General features: G+C 65.9%; 17 protein-coding genes. 6 read left to right on the top strand and 11 right to left on the bottom strand.

The window, feature by feature from the left end; genetic code table 11:
• Positions 1–42 precede the first annotated feature (42 nt).
• Positions 43–603, top strand: a complete 561-nt coding sequence (locus ACQU6B_RS06590) for a MarR family winged helix-turn-helix transcriptional regulator (RefSeq protein WP_430866748.1) — start codon at positions 43–45, stop codon at positions 601–603.
• A gap of 134 nt (positions 604–737) precedes the next feature.
• The gene (locus ACQU6B_RS06585; protein ID WP_430866747.1) at positions 738–2,180 is read left to right on the top strand and encodes an FAD-dependent oxidoreductase; all 1,443 of its coding nucleotides are present in this window, start codon (positions 738–740) and stop codon (positions 2,178–2,180) included.
• Between the two features lie 191 nt (positions 2,181–2,371).
• Here ACQU6B_RS06585 and ACQU6B_RS06580 read toward each other — a convergent pair whose 3' ends face one another.
• Positions 2,372–4,603, bottom strand: a complete 2,232-nt coding sequence (locus ACQU6B_RS06580) for a hypothetical protein (RefSeq protein WP_430866746.1) — start codon at positions 4,601–4,603, stop codon at positions 2,372–2,374.
• A 376-nt stretch (positions 4,604–4,979) separates the two neighbouring features.
• A complete protein-coding gene (locus ACQU6B_RS06575) occupies positions 4,980–5,477 on the bottom strand; it encodes a flavodoxin domain-containing protein (RefSeq protein ID WP_430866745.1) in 498 nt (165 codons plus the stop codon).
• 135 nt (positions 5,478–5,612) lie between these two features.
• On the opposite strand from ACQU6B_RS06575, the gene ACQU6B_RS06570 reads away from it, so the two are divergent.
• On the top strand, positions 5,613–6,209 hold the full coding sequence (locus ACQU6B_RS06570; protein ID WP_430866744.1) for a hypothetical protein: 597 nt from the start codon (positions 5,613–5,615) through the stop codon (positions 6,207–6,209).
• A 2-nt stretch (positions 6,210–6,211) separates the two neighbouring features.
• Here the strand turns inward: ACQU6B_RS06570 and ACQU6B_RS06565 are convergent, their stop codons facing one another.
• From ACQU6B_RS06565 to ACQU6B_RS06535, 7 genes are all read right to left on the bottom strand, one after another.
• A complete protein-coding gene (locus ACQU6B_RS06565; protein WP_430866743.1) occupies positions 6,212–9,619 on the bottom strand; it encodes a pyruvate carboxylase in 3,408 nt (1,135 codons plus the stop codon).
• A gap of 118 nt (positions 9,620–9,737) precedes the next feature.
• Positions 9,738–10,334, bottom strand: coding sequence for a MerR family transcriptional regulator (locus ACQU6B_RS06560; protein WP_430866742.1), 597 nt, complete (start codon positions 10,332–10,334; stop codon positions 9,738–9,740).
• A 119-nt stretch (positions 10,335–10,453) separates the two neighbouring features.
• Complete coding sequence (ftsR, locus tag ACQU6B_RS06555; RefSeq protein WP_430866741.1) at positions 10,454–11,209, bottom strand: transcriptional regulator FtsR; 756 nt, start codon at positions 11,207–11,209, stop codon at positions 10,454–10,456.
• Between the two features lie 24 nt (positions 11,210–11,233).
• Complete coding sequence (locus ACQU6B_RS06550; protein WP_430866740.1) at positions 11,234–11,656, bottom strand: FHA domain-containing protein; 423 nt, start codon at positions 11,654–11,656, stop codon at positions 11,234–11,236.
• A 92-nt stretch (positions 11,657–11,748) separates the two neighbouring features.
• Complete coding sequence (locus ACQU6B_RS06545; protein ID WP_430866739.1) at positions 11,749–12,426, bottom strand: CDP-alcohol phosphatidyltransferase family protein; 678 nt, start codon at positions 12,424–12,426, stop codon at positions 11,749–11,751.
• Between the two features lie 34 nt (positions 12,427–12,460).
• On the bottom strand, positions 12,461–12,622 hold the full coding sequence (locus ACQU6B_RS06540; protein ID WP_430866738.1) for a hypothetical protein: 162 nt from the start codon (positions 12,620–12,622) through the stop codon (positions 12,461–12,463).
• Positions 12,623–12,694: 72 nt separating this feature from the next.
• Entirely contained in the window at positions 12,695–13,291 is a 597-nt protein-coding gene (locus tag ACQU6B_RS06535; protein WP_430866737.1) for a class I SAM-dependent methyltransferase, read from the bottom strand.
• Between the two features lie 255 nt (positions 13,292–13,546).
• Between ACQU6B_RS06535 and ACQU6B_RS06530 the strand changes: the two genes are divergently transcribed.
• Entirely contained in the window at positions 13,547–13,990 is a 444-nt protein-coding gene (locus ACQU6B_RS06530) for a MarR family winged helix-turn-helix transcriptional regulator (protein ID WP_430866736.1), read from the top strand.
• A gap of 4 nt (positions 13,991–13,994) precedes the next feature.
• Here ACQU6B_RS06530 and ACQU6B_RS06525 read toward each other — a convergent pair whose 3' ends face one another.
• A complete protein-coding gene (locus ACQU6B_RS06525; protein WP_430866735.1) occupies positions 13,995–15,725 on the bottom strand; it encodes an alpha/beta-hydrolase family protein in 1,731 nt (576 codons plus the stop codon).
• A gap of 9 nt (positions 15,726–15,734) precedes the next feature.
• Positions 15,735–16,442: an NADPH-dependent F420 reductase gene (locus ACQU6B_RS06520; RefSeq protein ID WP_430866734.1), complete on the bottom strand. Its 708-nt coding sequence runs from the start codon at positions 16,440–16,442 to the stop codon at positions 15,735–15,737.
• An 87-nt stretch (positions 16,443–16,529) separates the two neighbouring features.
• On the opposite strand from ACQU6B_RS06520, the gene ACQU6B_RS06515 reads away from it, so the two are divergent.
• Positions 16,530–17,564 (top strand): LLM class flavin-dependent oxidoreductase, encoded by a 1,035-nt coding sequence (locus ACQU6B_RS06515; protein WP_430866733.1) that lies wholly within the window; start codon positions 16,530–16,532, stop codon positions 17,562–17,564.
• Positions 17,557–18,738 (top strand): FAD-dependent oxidoreductase, encoded by a 1,182-nt coding sequence (locus ACQU6B_RS06510; RefSeq protein ID WP_430866732.1) that lies wholly within the window; start codon positions 17,557–17,559, stop codon positions 18,736–18,738. Before ACQU6B_RS06515 ends, ACQU6B_RS06510 begins: the two co-directional genes overlap by 8 nt.
• The last annotated feature ends 30 nt before the right edge of the window (positions 18,739–18,768 follow it).

The raw sequence follows: 18,768 nt of genomic DNA, 5'->3' as shown, positions 1-18,768 counted from the left end.
AGATTGGCGTCACGATGGGCGCAGTGGACGATGGGGGATGGCATGACTACTCGGGGGAGACCGGAGACCGACCACGCGGGCGCGACCGGCGCATCGGCCGCTGGAGGCGACCAGGTCGACACGTTCATCGCGCAGTGGGCCAAGGAGCGTCCCGAGCTGGACGTGAGCCCCATGGCGATCATCGGGCGCATCTCGCGCCTGGCCCTGGAGCTACAGCAACGGCTGGACGCGGTGTTCGCCCAGTTCGGGTTGCAGTCGTGGGAGTTCGACGTGATGGCCACCTTGATCCGCTCTGGCGAGCCGCACGAGCTGACGCCCGGCGAGTTGGACCGGACCATGATGATCACCTCGGGCACCACGACCCACCGAATCTCGAAGCTCGAGCAGCGCGGCTTCGTGACCCGCACGCGCGACCAGGACGACCGGCGAGTGGTGCGCGTCCGCCTCACTGAGTCGGGCCGCGCGGTATTCGACGCCGCACACGTCGCGCACATGGCGAACGAGCAAGAAATCCTCGCGCCTCTCGTTGCCGCAGACCGCGCGAAGCTACTCGACGGCCTCCGCGCGCTGTCCGGCGTACTGGCGAAGGCACCGCCCAGCTGACGTGGCCCTGCTCCGTCGAGCTAGTGGTGCGAGCGCTGATTTGCGGCGCTCTCTGACGTCGCGGGTGACTCTAGCGCCGCGCGCTGGTACGCTCTCGACTAGAACATAGACAAACATCAATATAAGGAGACATCGTGGCCGAGGCGAACCGTGCGGACCTACCAGTAGTAGTGATTGGTGCGGGCCCAGTCGGCCTGGCCGCTGCGGCACAACTTTTAGAGCGCGGCCTCGAACCCCTCGTTATTGAGGCGGGGGAGTCTCCCGGGGCGACCGTCTCAACCTGGGGTCACGTGCGACTATTTTCCCCGTGGCGCTACGACATAGACGATGCCGCCCGCCGGCTCCTCGAGGGCACCGACTGGGTCGAGCCGGACCTGGACGAGCTGCCGACCGGCGCCGAACTGGTGAGCGAATACCTGACGCCGCTGGCCGCCACGCACGCGATCTCGTCGCGACTGACGACCGGCACAAAGGTGCTGGCCGTGGCCAGGGACGGCGCGGACAAGACCCGCACGCTGGGCCGGGAGCGCCGCGGATACCGCGTGCGCACCGTGAACTCGCAGGGTGGGGTCGAGGACGTGCTGGCCCGCGCCGTGATCGACGCGTCCGGCACATTTGCCACCTCCAACCCGCTCGGGACGAGCGGCATGCCCGCCGCGGGAGAGCGCGCGGCGGGGGAGTTCATCACCGGACCGCTACCCGACGTGCTGGGCGCGCAGCGGTCCAGGTTCGCGGGTGTTCACACGCTGGTAGTTGGCATGGGTCACTCTGCGGCGAACACTCTGTTGTCACTGATCGAGCTGGCGGAATCGGAGCCCGGCACCACGGTGACCTGGGCTATTCGGGGCGGCTCGACGCGCCGCCTGCTCGGCGGCGGGGCCGACGACGAATTGCCCGCTCGCGGGTTGCTGGGAGAACGTCTGCAGGCGGCCGTGGAGGCGGGCCGCCTCACCCTGGTGAAGTGGGCCTCGATCGAGCAGATCGTCGTCGGCACCGGCACCGGCACCGGCACAGTGCGCGTGCTGGGCAAGTCTCGCGAGGAGACGATTGATCTAGAGGTGGGTGCCATCGTCAACGCGACCGGCTTCCGTCCCAACCTGGACATGCTGCGCGAGGTGCGCCTGGACCTGGACCCCGTGGTCGAGTCGCCCCGCCAACTGGCGGAGCTCATCGATCCCAACTTTCACTCGTGCGGCACCGTCCCTCCCCACGGCGAGGCGTTGCTCAGGCACCCAGACGACGGGTTCTACATCGCCGGCATGAAGTCCTACGGCCGCGCGCCTACGTTCCTGTTGGCCACGGGCTACGAGCAGGTGCGGTCCATCGCGGCGGCGCTCGCCGGCGACCAGGCCGGTGCGGACCTGGTGCAGCTGAACCTGCCCGCTACCGGCGTGTGCGAATCGGACATCAACCCGGACGCCGAGGAAGGCTCTGGCGGCTTGTGCTGCAGCGCCGAGCCGTCGACCGTACAGCCGCTGACGCTAGAGACACTCGTGCCCGCGGGTGCAGGATTCGGGAGCGGCGTTGCTCATGGGCGCTCAGGCGACCAGCCCAAGCCGGCCAACACCTGCGGCTAGATCTGACCTTGATAATGTAACGCCGATAATTGACATTATGTCATTAGTGCGAGAGATACGAGCGCCTCCCCTGCGCGGATGGTGTCCTGCACGAAGCCGTCAGTGGCGCTTTGTTGCGTGCTCGCGCGACCCGCTCGGCGTACACCACACAGCGCCCACCCCGTTCATCGGAATGGGCGCTGCTGATGGAACTAGTTGCGCTGCGCCCTGAGTCGCAGCGCGAGGGCGCCGAAGCCGACGAGGACCAGAGACGCGAGTGCGAGCATTCCGCTCTGGGCACCGGTGCTCGAGAGTTCGCCAGTGGTTGCCACAGCAACCGTGTCGTCGGTTGAGGCGGGATCCGCGACGCCGGCCACTGCTGCAACAGAATCAGTGTCGGGTGTGACGACGGCCTCCCCTGCCGGAGTCGTCACTGCAACCTGCTGCCATCCGGTGACCGTAATGGCCTGCCAGCCGATAACCGCTCCATCTGACGCGTACAAGACGAGCGAGTGCTTGCCTGCAGCCAGTGCTTCCGGAATGGTCACCGTGAAGGTATCTGCCCCGAGAATTGTTGGTTGCGAGAACGCCACAAGGTGAGTTCCAGTCGAGTCGCCCAGGTCGGAGCAGTCGGTGCCGGCGACAGTGATCGACTCACCGTGCGCGACCGTGACGACGGGAGTCCCGTCGGCGCAGATGACGAGACCTCCCTCGGCGATGCCGTCCAGGTCTGACTCCAACGGGTCGAACTCCGAAGGGGTCGTGTTGATCGGCTCAGTCGCCTGAATGTAGGGAGGCGGCGTCAATGTGCCAAGAGAGACATCGGTCTGGTTGCCAACGGAGTGGGGTCCGTAGTCAATCGAGTACGACATCGTTACCGGAGACTGGTCCACGCGACCTGCAGTGACCATGTCGGCCGTGACAGACACTCCCTTATAGAGGGTGTCCTCGCGCTCGTCCGGGGGGATGAAGTGGACGGTGACCCCCCAACCGGTCGTGTCCGCGACGTCGATCAAGAGACTGGTGTAGTCCTCAGCGCCCGTGTAGGTCAGGCGGTACGGGAAGGCGACGGTATCGCCTTCGTCGATCCGACCGTTCTCGTTGGCGTCAACACTAAGTGTCGGGTCGAGCCAAACGACATCAACCACTGCCGGGCAGGGTCCGGCGTCAGTCTGCGTCCACGACGACTTTGCGCTTGCGAAGCTGTAGCCGTCCCCGGGCGTCGCCACGGCGGTGGCGGTACGGTTCCCCGTGCCGTCCTGACCGTAGTCAATCGCCCAGTTCACTCCAGTCTGCTCCAACGGCGTAGCCACCGTGATGTTATTCGCGCCACAATCGTCAGTGAACGTGGGTGTAAACGGAGTCACCGGGTGCGGGTTCAACCACGCCGAGGGAGCCGAGGCAGGAAGAGCGCGGTTCGTCTCATTGAGCAGAGTGCTTCCACTGTTGTAGGTGACCGAATAGTCGACTACATGCACGAGCGGCTCGACTCGGCCTGCGGCGACCATGCCGGTGGTCACCAAAACGTCGCGCCCGTCAGACGCAACACCCGTCTCGTCCATCGGTAAAAACCTGCTGAGTCCGTAGTCAGCCACGCGGAAATGCATGGCCGCGAACGCTTCCGACCCTGTGTACCTCACCGTGTAGGGGAACCGTACGTAGTCCCCCGCGTCAGCAACTCCGTTTTCGTTGACGTCCGTGGACAAGAACGGAGTCCCCCATGTCACGGAACCGACGAGGTCCGGAAGGCACTCGCCGGCGTCGTCCTGAGACCAGATGGACTTGGCTCCGCCGAAGGTGTAGCCGGCCTCCGGGGTGGCGGTCGCCGTGATGCGGGTATCCCCGCTCACGTTGGACGAGTTCACGACGTCCCACGCCACGCCGTCCTTAGCTAAAGGGAGAGAAACGGCGATGTTATCGCCCCCGCAAGCGTCAGTGAACGTGGGTTCAGTCGGTGTTACCTGAATCAGCGGGTTCACCCAGGCAGCAGCGGGAGAAGGAGGTGCAATCGGATACCGGCCAGCGGATGGCGGCAAACCGACCTCCTCGTAGACGTAAGTGCCCCCGAAGTTGGTGGGTGCAGACACGCGCCCAGTCGCCGCCATCTCGGCGTTCACCACCACGGTTGTTCCGGTGATCTTGGCGCTCACGTTGCCAGGAGAGAAGGAGCCGGAAGTCACTACGGGGACGTAAAGCGAATACTCCATGGAAAAGCCCTCGGCAGCGGTATTCGCGTTGAGAGTGCCTTCCCATGCGACCGTGTCGCCTTCGTCGGCTCGCCCGTTGGTGTTGGTATCTACTAATAGTGTCGGCGCGCCCCACACGAAGGTGGGAACGCCATTTCGCACAGCTGCTTGCGCGGGCGGCACAACGAGCAACGTTGCCCCCATCGCCATTAAGAGTCCAGACGCTCCCGCGCGGCTCGCAAATTTCCTCATGGTCATCAATCGTCCCTTCGCAGATGCGCGAACTCATCCGCACTGGGACAAGGCGCTAGCGGCTGGTAGCCGCAACGTGAAAATAGCACAGAACCCCTGGTTACCACCGGTTTTAGACCCTCGTGCGGGGACAAAAGCAAGCAACCGGACATTCTCCGCGACTACTCCCCCTCGAGGCTAACTGTCACCGCGCCAATCGACCTCAGCGCGTACGAGGCGGCCTTCATCTTTAGGCAGGCGTCAGGACAAGATGAAGCAGGCGCTGAGCACCGAGAGAAGCCGCACCTGTGTTGTCAGGGCTAGGCCCCTTGAGGGGCTACTTAGACCCCATCTCTTGGAACCAATTCGTCAGGCTCGGCCGGCGTGCCGCGGTGAGGAACCCCTACGCCAACGCGAGGAATAGCAGCCTTACGCCGATCTCGTGGGCCCAGTCACGCACTAGTGCGAAGTCGCGGTGGTCGCCCATGGGCGGGTTAATGGCGCGGATGATGGCCCGCTCCCCCACGTTGAGACGGTCGTAGTCCAGCGCGCCGGCGAACATCGCGTGTTGCTCGGCTCCCACTAGCTCAGTGAGTTTCTCCGCCTCACCGGTGGCGTACCCGGGTTCCTTGACCTCCCGAACGCCGGACGAGAACAGCCAGACGTCACGCTTCTTCAACTCGTCGGCATGCTCCTCGATGAGCGCGGACGCGTCGCGTCGCCACAGTCCGCCGTAGATGGCGCTACCCACGATGACGGCGTCGTAAGCGGTCACGGAGAGCACGTCACAGGCGTCCTCGACATCGACGTCGAATCCGACCGATCCAATCTCTTGGCCAATCACGTCGGCTAGTCCGCGCGTCGCGCCGTACTTTGAACCGACAGCTACCAAAACCTTCATGACACACCTTCTTTCGTTCCCCCAATTGTTGCGTGGCGTACCCCGCCTCCCAAGGGACGTTGGTCCCCCGCTATTACGCAGCGTCGCGGCCGTACGGCGGGAGGCGTGTGCACGGGCGCCGACTACGGTGGTGTCATGAAGCCACTCATCCTCGCCTTGGTCGCCGCGCTGATCCTCGCCGGCTGCTCGCCAGACCCCGAGCCGACGGAGGAATACCACGACCAGGCAGAGAGCAACCTGATCGTGCAGACCACGCAGACAAAGGTCATCGGCGTCCATACGGAGGTATGGCAGCAGGCCGCCACCATCGAGGAAGCGCACGCCGCGGCCGAGTCCGCGTTGAATCTGGTGGTGGGTGCCGACGGGCCTCACTACGGCGACGCGGATGGCGACGGCAGCATCGGCGGAGAGACCGTGGCCGGGCTGCTGCCGGGGCTCGACGGTGAGCCGGGCGTGGCGCAGATCGAACCCATCAACGAGTGCGTCGAGAGGGATGTCCTGGGCGGATCGTGGGACGACCCCGCCGCGCGGTGGGCAGAGGCAGACGCCGCGCTGGCCGCCTGGTCCCCCAGCGACAACACGATGCCCACCCTCGCGAGCCACCCGCAGCGAATCTACGGGTGGGCCTCGCTCACCCTCGCCACGGATGACCTAGACGAGGCGCACGAGTACGCCGGTCACGCGCTGATCCACGTGAACGTCACCCTCGACGCGTTCGAGAACTGCTCCTAGCGTTACTCGACGACGACCACGAGGTCGCCACCGGCGAGGGTCTCGGTGCCGCTGAGCGCGATGCGGGTCACCTTGCCAGCCACGGGGGTGGTGATGGATGACTCCATCTTCATGGCCTCGATCACCGCGACTGTCGCGCCGGCCTCGACCTGGGCGCCAACCTCGACCGATGCCGTGACGGCGCCGGAGAACGGCGACGCGATCGAGCCATCGTTGTTCGCATCGGCCTTCTCGCGGGCGACCACGTCGACCGACGCGCTCTCGTCGCGAACCTGGACGGGGCGAATCGAGCCGTTGTAGTTGAACATCGCGGTGCGCTCGCCGTGGTCGTCCGGCTCTCCGAGCGCTTCCAGCGTCGCGATCATCCGGACGCCGCGCTCGAGGTCGACCGTGACCTCTTCCCCGCTGTCGGCGTTGATCCCGTACAGGTAGTGGAAGGTGTCGATCACCGAGATGTCACCGTAGCGCTCGACCGAAGCGTCAAACTCCTTGGCCGGCCCCGGGAACAGCAGGTGGTTGAGCCTACGACGGCGCACCTCACCCGACTGCGCCAACGCCTCGTTGTCCTCGTCCGTGAGCACAGGCGACTTGGTCTCGAACGTGCGTCCCTTCAATGCCTTGGTACGGAACGGCTCGGGCCAGCCTCCGGGAGGCGTGCCGAGCTCGCCCGAGAGGAAACCGACGACGGAGTCCGGCATGTCGTACTTGTCGGGATTCTCCGCGAAGTCGACGGGATCCGCGTCGTTGGCGACCAGGTGCAGCGCTAGGTCCCCGACCACCTTGGAGGAAGGCGTGACCTTCACCAGGCGGCCCAGAATCTTGTCCGCGGCCGAGTACATGTCCTCGATCTGCTCGAACTTGTCGGCCAGTCCCAGGGAGGTCGCCTGCTGACGAAGGTTAGACAGCTGACCGCCCGGGATCTCGTGCATGTACACGCGGCCTGTGGGGCCCGGAAGCCCGGACTCGAAGGGCGCGTACAGACGGCGCACCGACTCCCAGTAGGGCTCCAGGTCCTGTGCGGCCTTGAGGGAGATACCGGTGTCGCGCGTGGTGTGCTCGAGCGCGGCAATCAGCGCACTCATGGGAGGCTGGGAGGTGGTGCCGGCCATCGCTGCGCTTGCCACGTCGACGGCGTCTACTCCCGCCTCTGCTGCGGCCAGCAACGTGCCGATCTGGCCACCCGCGGTGTCATGGGTGTGCAGGTGCACGGGAACGTCGAAGCGCTCGCGCAGCGCAGAAACGAGCGTGTACGCGGCGGCGGGACGCAGCAGTCCTGCCATGTCCTTGACCGCCAGGATGTGGGCGCCGGCGTCCACTAGTGAGTCCGCTAACTTGAGGTAGTAGTCGAGGGTGTAGAGGTCCTCGTCGGGGCTGATCATGTTGCCCGTGTAGCACAGCGAGGCCTCGGCGACCGCCTGTCCGGTGGCACGCACGGCCTCGATGGCGGGCCGCATCTGCTCGACGTCATTGAGCGCGTCGAAGATCCGGAAGATGTCGATTCCGGTCTCGGTGGCCTCCTGCACAAAGGCGTGCGCCACCTCGTCCGGGTACGGCGTGTAGCCGACAGTGTTGCGGCCGCGCAGCAGCATCTGCAGGGCGATGTTCGGCATCGCCTCGCGCAGGTTTGCGAGGCGCAGCCACGGGTCCTCCGACAGGAAGCGCAGCGCGACGTCGTACGTCGCTCCGCCCCAGGCCTCCATCGACAGCAGTTCGGGCGTCATGCGGGACACGTGTCCCGCCGCAGCGAGCAAGTCGTACGTGCGTACCCGGGTGGCGAGCAGAGACTGGTGCGCGTCGCGCATCGTCGTGTCGGTCAGCGCGAGCTGCTTCTGATCGCGCAGCGCCTTGGCGAAGCCCTCGGGTCCCAGTTCCAACAGGCGCTGGCGCGAGCCCGCGACGGGCTCGGCATTGAGATCGATCTTGGGTAGCTTGTCCGCCGGACGCATGAAGTCCTCGACGTGGTCGCCGTTGGGCTTGTTCACGGTGACGTCGCCAAGGAACTGCAGCAGCTTGGTGGAACGGTCCTTGCTCGCTGCGATCTCGAGCAGGTAGGGGCGGTTGTCGATGAACGACGTCGGCACTCCCCCGGCCTTGAAGTCGGGGTCGGCGAGTACCGCCTGCAGGAACTTGATGTTGCTCGTGACGCCGCGAATACGGAACTCGGCCAGCGCGCGCGAGGCGCGGCGGACGGCCGAGTCGAAGTCGCGTCCACGGCAGGTGAGCTTCACCAGCATCGAGTCGAAGTGGCCCGAGATGGAGTTGCCCGCCATACCTGTGGCGCCGTCGAGGCGGATGCCCGCGCCGCCCGGCGAACGATAGGCGACGATGCGGCCGGTGTCGGGAACGAAGCCGTTGGAGGGGTCCTCCGTCGTGATGCGGGTCTGCACGGCATAGCCGTTGACGCGCACGTCCTCCTGGCGGATGCCGATCTGCTCGAGGGTCTCGCCCGAGGCGATGCGCATCTGCGCGCTCACCAGGTCGATGTCCGTGACCTCTTCGGTCACCGTGTGCTCGACCTGGATGCGCGGGTTCATCTCGATGAACACGTGCTTTCCGGCGCGCTCGCCCTCGGTGTCTACCAGGAACTCGACGGTGCCAGCGTTGATGTAGCCAATGGACCTGGCGAACTTGACGGCGTCGCGGCAAAGCGCGTCGCGAATGGCGGGGTCGAGGTTGGGCGCCGGGGCGATCTCGATGACCTTCTGGTGGCGACGCTGCACGGAGCAGTCGCGCTCGAACAGGTGGACAACGTTGCCCTCGTTGTCGGCAAGAATCTGCACCTCAATGTGGCGCGGGGCAAGCACCGCCTGCTCCAAGAACACGGTGGCGTCGCCGAAGGCGCTCTCCGCCTCGCGCATGGCAGCGGACATCAGCTCGGGTAGTTCCTCGCGGGTCTCCACGCGGCGCATACCGCGACCGCCGCCGCCGGCCACTGCCTTAACGAAGATCGGGAAGCCGATGCGGTCCGCCTCGACAACGAGGTAGTCCTTATCCTTTGACGGCTCGGACGACTCAAGTACGGGCACGCCGGCCGCGCGCGCCGCCTTCAGGGCAGCCACCTTGTCGCCCGCGTTCTCGAGGACCTCGGGCGGGGGGCCAATGAAGGTCAACCCGGCGTCGCGGCACTTGGTCGCGAACTCCACGTTCTCACTCAGGAACCCGTAGCCCGGGTAGATGGCATCCGCGCCGGCCAGCTTGGCCACGCGCACCATCTCGTCCGCGTCGAGGTACGCCTTGACGGGGTGACCCTCGTCGCCAATCTGGAACGCCTCATCGGCCTTCAGCCGGTGTTCCGACATCCGGTCCTCGTGGGGGAAGACGGCGACCGTCTTGGAGCCCAACTCGACGGCAGCGCGGAAGGCGCGCACAGCTATTTCGGCACGGTTTGCTACCAGGACCTTGGAGAACATTGACTTCCCTTCGACTTTGGCTTTATCTTGCCAGGTTTCGTCTGGGAGTCACAGTTTCGTAAGCCCCCAATGGAAAAAACTTGCATGGAGGCGGTAATTGCCCGCGGCCGATGCGGGGCTAGCTTGCGTTCGTACGCCTTGCGCGGCGCTCGGCGAGTTCGTCGACAACGTCAGCGGCGGCAACTCCGGGAGCCTGTCCGCGGTCGGCGGGAAGCGTTGCAAGCGAACCCTCAAGCTCACGCCACACCTTGCCCAACGCGATTCCAAAAACGCCCTGGCCGCCCTGGACCAGGTCGATGACCTCGTCGTTCGACGTGCACTCGTATACAGAGGCGCCGTCGGACATCAGGGTGATCCGGGAGAGGTCCTCGACGCCGCGCTCCCGAAGGTGCTCGACTGCCGTCCGGATCTGCTGGAGCGAGACGCCCGAGTCGAGCAGTCTCTTGACTACCCGCAGCACCAAGATGTCGCGGAATCCGTACAGGCGTTGCGTGCCGGAGCCGGTAGCGGTGCGCACGGTTGGCTCCACCAAGCCAGTGCGCGCCCAGTAGTCGAGTTGACGGTAGGTGATGCCCGCGGCGCTACACGCCGTGGGACCGCGGTATCCCGTGTTCTCGTCGAGATGGGTGAGTCCGTCATCGAACAGGATGCCCTGGTCGGCGACGTTTCCGGGGTTGCGGATCGAGGTTAGTTCGTGGCCGGTTTCGTCGGTCATCGCGCCTCCTCGTTTTGTCTTTCAACCTTGGGTTCAACGTTATTGCCGGCCGGCCCTCAGGTCAACGACATTCCACCTTCACGCTACCGCGTGTCGCGCATTGATTGCGGTTGCCATCCCTATCGGCTCAGGGAGCCCCGTACAGAAGCCGAGAAAACGGCGATGGCCGCCTCGCCGAACTCGCGTGAGGCGTCCTCAGCCTCGGCAGCGCGCCCGCGCATTCTGTCGGGCTGAGCGACGGCCTCCGCGAGGTCGGCCGACCGCCCGGCAGCAGCCATGAGGGTCTTCAGCGTGCGCAGGTCTCCCCCGCCGTTGAGGTAAGCCTGTGCTGATGTGGCCAGCGGCAACCACACTCGGTCGTATCGCCCTGGCACCGACTGAGACAGAAGACCAGCCTCATCGAGTTGCTCGATGAGTGACTCAGCAACGCTCGCGCCGGCGGCGAAGTCGCGCAATCCCAGGTACTGATCCGCATCGTCGTCAACGGGACGTGGCGCCACCGCCATGTGCATCCGCCCCGAGTCGAGTGCCTCGAGGTGGCTCGCGATGACGCTGAGCGGCTGATACTGGTCGCGCTGCTGACGGAGCACAAACCGGAGCCGTTCCAGGTCCGCCGGCGAGTACTGCCGGTAACCAGAGGCGGTCCTGAACGGCGTGACGAGCCCGTTGTTGTCCAGGAACCGCAACTTGGAAGTCGTGAGAGCCGGAAACTCGCTCTGTACCTGGGCCAATACGTCGCTCACGCGCAGCATCGGCTCGTGAGAAACCGCGTGCGGCCACGTTCCCTCAGGCACGGAATCCGTCGCCAATTGGGGTGCGACGACATCGATCGAGGGTTCTCCCTCAGGACCGACGACGGCTCGAAGCTCAGGCATTGCGCCAGCCTACTTGCTTGGGAACTACTTGGCCGAGCCCGGGTAGAACGTCAGTCGGTACTTACCGATCTGAACCTCGTCACCGGACTTCAACTCACGTTCGGAGACACTCTCGCGGTTGACGTAGGTGCCGTTTAGCGAACCGGAGTCCACCACGACGAAGCCGCCGTTACGGCGTACAAACTGGACGTGCTCGCGGCTGACGGTCACGTCGTCGAGGAAGATGTCTCCCGAGACTGACCGGCCGGCGGTGGTCACGTCGACGTCGAGCAGGAAGCGTGCGCCCTGATTGGGGCCGTGGTGCACGATCAACAGCGCGTTGTCGTGGTCAAGCGCGTCTACCGAGGACTGGTCCTGTGCGGACAACCGCACTGCGGGGTTGTCGTCAAAGGGCATCTGGGCGTCAAGGGACATCGTCCGTTCGGCTGGTGATTCGTCGTACGTCATGGTGCCTCCTCGTTCCGCGCGCGTGCTGCGGTATTTCGCCCCACCAGTCTACGACCTACAGCGGGCTCGGTGTCACCTTTTGGTTCGTCGATTCACCGTTGCGGCACGGGAGTTTCGCGTGAGCGTCGACGTACATCCAGAACGTAGCCGATGCCGGCCCACCAGTACAGGACCGTGGCACCGAAGGTGAACACTAGCGCGAGCACGTACAGCTGATCCCAGCGGTCGTAACACAGGTACGCGATGGGGAGGGCGAAGTAGAGCAGTAGCGTCGCGAGCTTGCCAATGAAGGTGACCTGAGGGGTACTGACGCCGCCTCGCTTCCCGATCGCGAGGGCCACTCCCACCACCAAGTCACGCAGCAGAATCAACACCACCAGCCACCACGGGACGATGCCTCGCACCGCGAGAGCGAGCACCACGGCGACGGTGAGGATCCTGTCCGCCGCTGGGTCGAGCAACCGACCCAGCTTGGTGACCTGGTTCCAGCGGCGCGCGAGGTAGCCGTCGAGGAAATCGCTGATACCGGCAATCGCGAGGGCGGCGATCGCCCATCCGTCCTGGTGATTGCCGAGCAGGACCACGAACACGACGATCAGAAGAATCCGCAGCGCCGAGATGGCGTTGGGTATGGTCCAGATGGCGTCGCTGATTGATTCGTTGCCTACCGCGGCCCCGTCAGCGGAATCGTCTGCCCCGTTGCGCTGGTCACTCGGGCTGTGCGCGGGCGCGGACCCCGAGGGGCTACCGTCAGGTGTTGGTGTCGTCACGCTCTTGAGTCTAGAGCCACGGACGTGGCTGTCGTCAGCCAGTCTGCTTGGCTTCCGATTCCTTCTCCATGACGGTGTCGACCGTCTCGGTCGCGATCCTGGTCGCCTCATCCGCGCTCGCTCCCCTGGCAAGCTCCCTCGCGCGGATCTGCTCGAAGTGGTAGCGACGCGTACCGGTGGCATTCGTGTCTGACATGGCGCACTCCCTCGACTCGGTTGGTGTTATCCAGGCTACGGCCTGACCCGGTCGGCGCGCTGGGCGAGAGGCCTATTCGTTATCGAGTCGGGTCGCTGTGACCACCACGTCGAGCCGCGTAGCGGACGCGCTCAGACGCTCCTCGGTCCGGGAGTCGACTTGCCAACGAGAGGACAGCGCCAAAGCATCGACTACCTGTTGCTCGCTAAACCTGGCGTCAAGCGGGGGCCCGGGCACACCAGCCGGCTCCTCCGGGGAATGACCAACGATCAGCAACATCCCTCCTGGCGCCACCGCCGCGGCCGCGCTCTGCCAGGCTCGCCCGCGCACTGCAAACTCCTCGTGCAGGAAGTGACAGGTGACCAGGTCGTACGCATGGTTCGTCGTCCACACGCTGAGGTCGGCCTGTATCCAGGAGCACTGTCCCGAGACCCCGGCCTGATCGGCTGCCGCCGATGCGCGTGACAGTGCCTCGCCTGAGAAGTCGACGCCGCGCACGCGCCAGCCTTGGGACGCGAGCCAAACCGCGTCGCCGCCCTCGCCGCAGCCGACGTCCAGCGCCGTCCCCGGCTCGAGGGCGCTGGCACGTTCCGCCAGGGTGGCGTTCACCGCGCCGGACCACACCGAGGCCGCGGCGTAGCGAGAGTTCCACTGCGCCGCGCTAGACATAGCACCCGCCACGAAGCGCGGAGGCCGCGCTCGAGAGCGGCGTGGCGGTACACAACATAGGCATGTCTTCACACTACGGCGCTGAGTTGACCCCCACCACCAATAACTACAACGATCGGGTGTCGTCGGGGGTGGGTGGGCACCATTCACCGCAGCGAGGCGAATACGCCTAAAATGTGGGCCATGGACAGTTCGGTCACGCCCCTCCACGCGCTCGGCCCGGTTGAATGGGCGCAATGGCGAGCATTTTCGCTCATGAGCCGACGAGTCATGAGCGCGGTCGAGGCTCGCCTGCAGGCGGATGCCGGAATCTCCAGCGCCGACCTTGAGATCCTGGCCGCGCTCGACAAGTCTCCAGGCGGCACCGCGCGTGCCAAGGACCTAGGCGAAATGCTGTCGTGGGAGAAGAGCCGCATCTCGCACCAAGTCACGCGCATGGTTGATCGTGGCCTGCTTCAGCGCACCGAGTGCGACCAGGACCTGCGCGGTAGCTGGGTTCAGCAGACCACCGCCGGTCGCGACGCGCTCGCGCTGGCGCTGCCTCACTACGGAGCGGCTGTGCGCGAGGTTTACTTGAATCACTTGGGCGACGGCCAGGCGTCCAGCCTGGCGCTGACCGCGCTCCAGGTGGTCGCAGCCTCCACCCCCGATGCCTGCCGGGCCGAGACAGATGAGATCGGCAAGGCGCTGGCCCCGTAGCGCGCTACTGGTCCACGGGTGGCACGGTGTCGTAGCTGGCAATCGACGCCCTGATCGCGTCCAGGGACGCGTCACTGAGTCCGCCATCACCGGTAACGGCTATCCACGCGTCGAAGGTAATCGCGCCGTACTTGTGACCGGAGTCGTCCGGAACCGAAGTGCCCATGGTGAAGTCGATTAGGGCTTGGAGTCCGGTCACCACCGGAATCCATCGCATATCCGGCGACACCACAGGGGATCGCTGCCCGTCCTCGAGCCACTGTGGGCGCTGCCAAAAGATGGACGCGCTTAACCACGTGACCGGGTCATTGCCATGCTGCAGGTAGGCCACCCTCGGGTAGTCCCACTCGCCGGCCAAGAAGTCAAAGTCCTCAGGCGTCGCGAACCACCGCACCTGGCGACCGTCGTCAAGGACCGGCAGCGTCACGGGACTGTGGGGGTCACGTTGGGCGGTCAACGTGTCCCACAGCCCGGTGCGCGCCGGAGTGCCCGCGAACACCGCTCCCTGCGATCGCGCGAGCATCGTGTCTAAGTCCGGGAACACCGACTGCATGGCATACGAGCCAAGACTCATGCCGTAGATCACCAATTGCGGACGGCTCTCCGAGGGCAGCGCGCTCCACCACGCGTACACCGAGTAGAACTGCGCACTCGCGCCCTCGGCGGGCACGTTTGGACTGAGAACCCGGCTTCGCCAGCTGGGCTTGTCGTTGTATTCGAGCGCGACTACCGCAGTGTCTCCGCCGTGAAGGTACTCGATCGAGTCCAGGGCCTGGGGGTCCAACCAACCAGTGCCGGTTGTCCCGGCGACGACGAGCACCTCGCGGTCAGCCGCCCCCATGCGTTGCAGCTCGTTCACCGCGATGGCCGACCGCTCAGCGTACGTGGGTGCCGCGGCAAGCCCCACGTAGACCCGAATCGGCTCCAGTGCGGGCTCCCCCGTCAGGGCACCGATGGCCGTCGCGTCTGGTCCGGTCGCGACTACCTGGGAACCGGCGAACCCCAAGTCGTCCCACGCGACCACGCTGCCCGGCCCACCGGAACGCAGGTAGGAGGCCGGCCGCGTGAGAGTGGGGTCTGGCATGGCGTTGGAGGCGCTCCATCCGCGGTCCAGGACGCGTAGTCCCAGCATGACGAATGCAGCCGCGATCAAAGCGAAGATCAAGGTCACCGCGAGCAGGGTGGCCGCCACGGTCGCCATGTCGAGCGCTCGTTGCGAGAGCGAGGTGTCAGGTCCCACCACCCGCCGCACTATCGGGGCGCTACGTTTGCCCGTGGCCTGATAAGCCAGCCGCGCCCCGCGCCCCAGCGAGATCGCGACCAGCGCAACGACTAAGGCGACGCCGAGCAGCTGGAGCCACGAGTACCCGGGAATCGTCGGTAACCCAACTGTGGTCCGGATCCCGTTCTGCCACGCGACGACGAGTGGCGCCATGATCACGCCGCCGGTGACGATTACGAGGCCGACTATTGGCCAGCCCCACCTGGCCGCATCGTGATGGCGCCACGGCACAACCCGGCGAGCCATCGCCCACGCGGCAACGCCGACTCCGTAGCCAACGGCAAAACTCAGTCCCGATATGGCGCCCTGGGATACCTGTGGCCTCGGCAGCAGAGAGGGGGTGAGTGACAGCGCCAAGAAGGCTAGTCCCACAAGGACGCCGCCGTAATCGAGGCCGAAGGCGTCAACCAAGCGCGACCTGCGAGTACTGCCGCGTGCCTGCCCTTCGCTCACACCCTCACTCTAGTGAGTTGGCTCGCCGTCAAATGCGAGGTGGCGTTCGAGCGCGGGCCTCGAGAGGCGGACCCCAAAAACCGGGCCGCCCGCCTCCAGCGCGCCCGATTGCGCGAGGCCGCCGCCATCCACCGCGTCAAAGCCGATGCGGTGCACCATCTCCAGGACAAGTTCCACCGCGGCTCGCGAGTCCCCCGCGACCGCCAGCGCGCGTCGTTCGTGGTGCCCGGATTCCCGCCGGTCCGTCTCTATCTCGTGATACCCGATGTGGTTGAAGGCCTTCACCATCTCCGCGCCGGCAAATCGTGTGGAAACCACCTGAGTGGTGGGGTCGCCGTCCGCAAAGTCCGCCAATCGCCCGTCAACCGGCTCCCAGTAATTCATGACGTCAACCACCACCTTGCCCCGAAGCAATTCAGGGGCCACGGTATCCACCTTGTGGAGCGGCACCGCCAGGATGACGACATCGGCGCCGTGGACAGCGTCCCTCGCCGCCATCGCTACTGCCCCGGGAGCGAGCACGTCGATGATGAGTGCGATGCCGCTTGGCGGCCCGGAGCCCACCACCCGAACGTCGTAGCCCGCGGCCACCAGAGACCGAGCCAGCGCCGTACCCACCCGCCCGGCGCCAAAAATGGCGACCGTCCGCGCGAGGGGGGCGAGCGTCTGCGACGATGAAGCGGAAGGGGAATACTGCCGCGTGCGCGTTGTTGACATATCAACGTAAACATCGCGCGACTTCTCCGTATTCCTGCCACTTGCGACGGGGCACGAGGCCCCGCGCCCGATGAGAGGATCCCCATCATGCAACTCGGCGTTATGAGTTTTGGAGACCGCCGCAGCGGCGCCGACGGCACGTGGACTCCCGTCGCGCAGTCGCTCAAGGAGCAGCTCGAGCGGATTCAACTGGCTGAGCAGGTGGGCCTGGACTTCTACGGCCTCGGCGAGCACCACATAGAGTCCTACGCCATATCCAACCCCGGAACCGTGCTTGCCGCCGCATCGTCCGTCACCGAGCGCATCACGCTCGGTACCGCCGTGAGCGTCGTGAGCACAGACGACCCCGTGCGCCTCTTTCAGCAATTCACCACGCTCGACCAGCTCAGCGCTGGGCGCGCGGAGATCATGGCGGGCAGGGGTTCCTTCACCGAGAGCTACCCGCTGTTTGGCGCCTCGCTGAACGACTACGAGGCGTTGTTCGACGAGAAGATCCAGCTGCTCTTGCGGCTCAGTGAGGAGTCCCCCATCACCTGGAGCGGACGCTTTCGCGCCGCTCTCGACCAGGCGCTGGTTCTGCCCCGCCCGTTCGGTGAGCGGCTAAGCGTGTCAATCGGCACCGGCGGCAATCCCCAGTCCTCAGTGCGCGCCGGAATGCTGGGTGCGCCGGTCGTCTACGCGGTTATTGGCGGCCAGCCGGAGCGCTTCGCGCCACTCGTAGACCTCTACCGGCGGGCCTCGGAACAGGCGGGCAACGCGGCACGCCAGCACGTCACCATGACGGCGGTCGGGCTCATCGCGGACCGGTCCCAGGATGCGAAGAATACCTTCTACCCGTACTGGAATCAGGTGATGGAGTACGGGGCGCAGGCGCGCGGCTGGTCCGTCCCGAGCAGGGTCGATTACGACCACATGACTCAAGGTGGCGACATGATCTTCGCTGGCTCCCCCGACGAGATTGCGGCGCGCCTGATCTCGGTCGGTCAACTCACCAAGGCCGACCGCTACTTCCTGCAGATGGACTGGGGCGGAGTGCCTCACGGGCACGTGATGAAGGCCATCGAGTTGCTGGGCACCCGCGTCAAGCCCCAAGTAGACGAGGCCTTCGGCTCACGTGACTAACGCGGACGAACTCCACGGAGGGGCGGAGCAGGCGACGCAGGCAAAGGTGGTGATCATCGGCGCTGGCCAAGCCGGGTTGTCGACGGCCTACCACCTGGCCCGGCAGGGACTTGGTGCGGGCACCGACGTGGTCACCCTCGACCGCGGCCCGGACGCGGGAGGGGCATGGCAGCACCGGTGGAGCGCGCTGAAGGTGGGCGACGCGCACCGGATCCACGACCTCCCCGGGATGAGCGAGATGTCGATCTCCTTCGACACCGCGCCTCGTGAGCAGAGCGCCCGCGACGTGGTGCGGAGCTACTACGCGGCCTACGAGGAGCACTTCGGGCTGGAGGTGCTCCGTCCCGCGACCGTCGTTTCCGTAGAGGCCCTGGTTCCCGTGGACACGCAGACTCACTCGCCTGCCGCGCCGGTGGACGATGCGCGGCGAGGGACGGGGTTCGTCGTCACAGTGGACCACGGAGGCGCCACGCGACGCCTGCGAACCCAGGTAGTGGTGAACGCCTCCGGGACGTGGCACCGACCCCGGGTGCCGCAGGTCGCGGGACGAGACGTCTTCGAGGGGAGGCAACTCAGCACCCCCGAGTACACCAGCGCGGAGGAGTTCGCCGGGCTGCGAGTCGGGGTGGTGGGCGCGGGAACGTCCGCGCTGGGATTTCTCGACGAACTGACGGCGGCAGGCGCGACCACGGAGTGGTTCACGCGGCGCGCGCCTCAGTTTCTGGAAGCGGACCCCGGGCTGACCCGGGAGGGCGGGCTGGAGGCGGTACGTCGCCAGGACGAGGCCGCGCGGGCGGGCAGAATCCTCCCCAGCATCGTTGGCACGACGGGTTTGCCGCGGTCCGACCGGGTCCGCCGCATCGAACGTCGCGGTGCGCTAAAGCGGCGCCCCATGTTCGCGCGCTTGGTGCGCGACGGGGCCGTCGACGTCGAGGGCGACTTCATCCCTCTTGACGCGATCGTCTGGGCCACCGGGTTCGATGCCGAGCTTGACCACCTTGATCAGTTGGCGCTGGATCGCGGGCGCGGCGGGATCGTGGTGCGTGACGGAGAGTCCGCGGACTTTCCGGGCCTCTTCCTGGCGGGTTACGGGCCGCAGGCGAGCACGATCGGCGCGAACCGAGCGGGCCGCGCCATGGCCAGGCAGATCGTATCGCGGCTCGGTGTCGAGTAGCGCAGATTCTAAATGTGCGCAGACTCTAAA

Source organism: Demequina aurantiaca, assembly GCF_050598105.1.
Lineage (GTDB): Bacteria > Actinomycetota > Actinomycetes > Actinomycetales > Demequinaceae > Demequina > Demequina aurantiaca_A.
The sequence above is the reverse complement of the archived record's forward strand: the minus strand, read 5'-3'. Positions and strand labels throughout refer to the sequence as shown.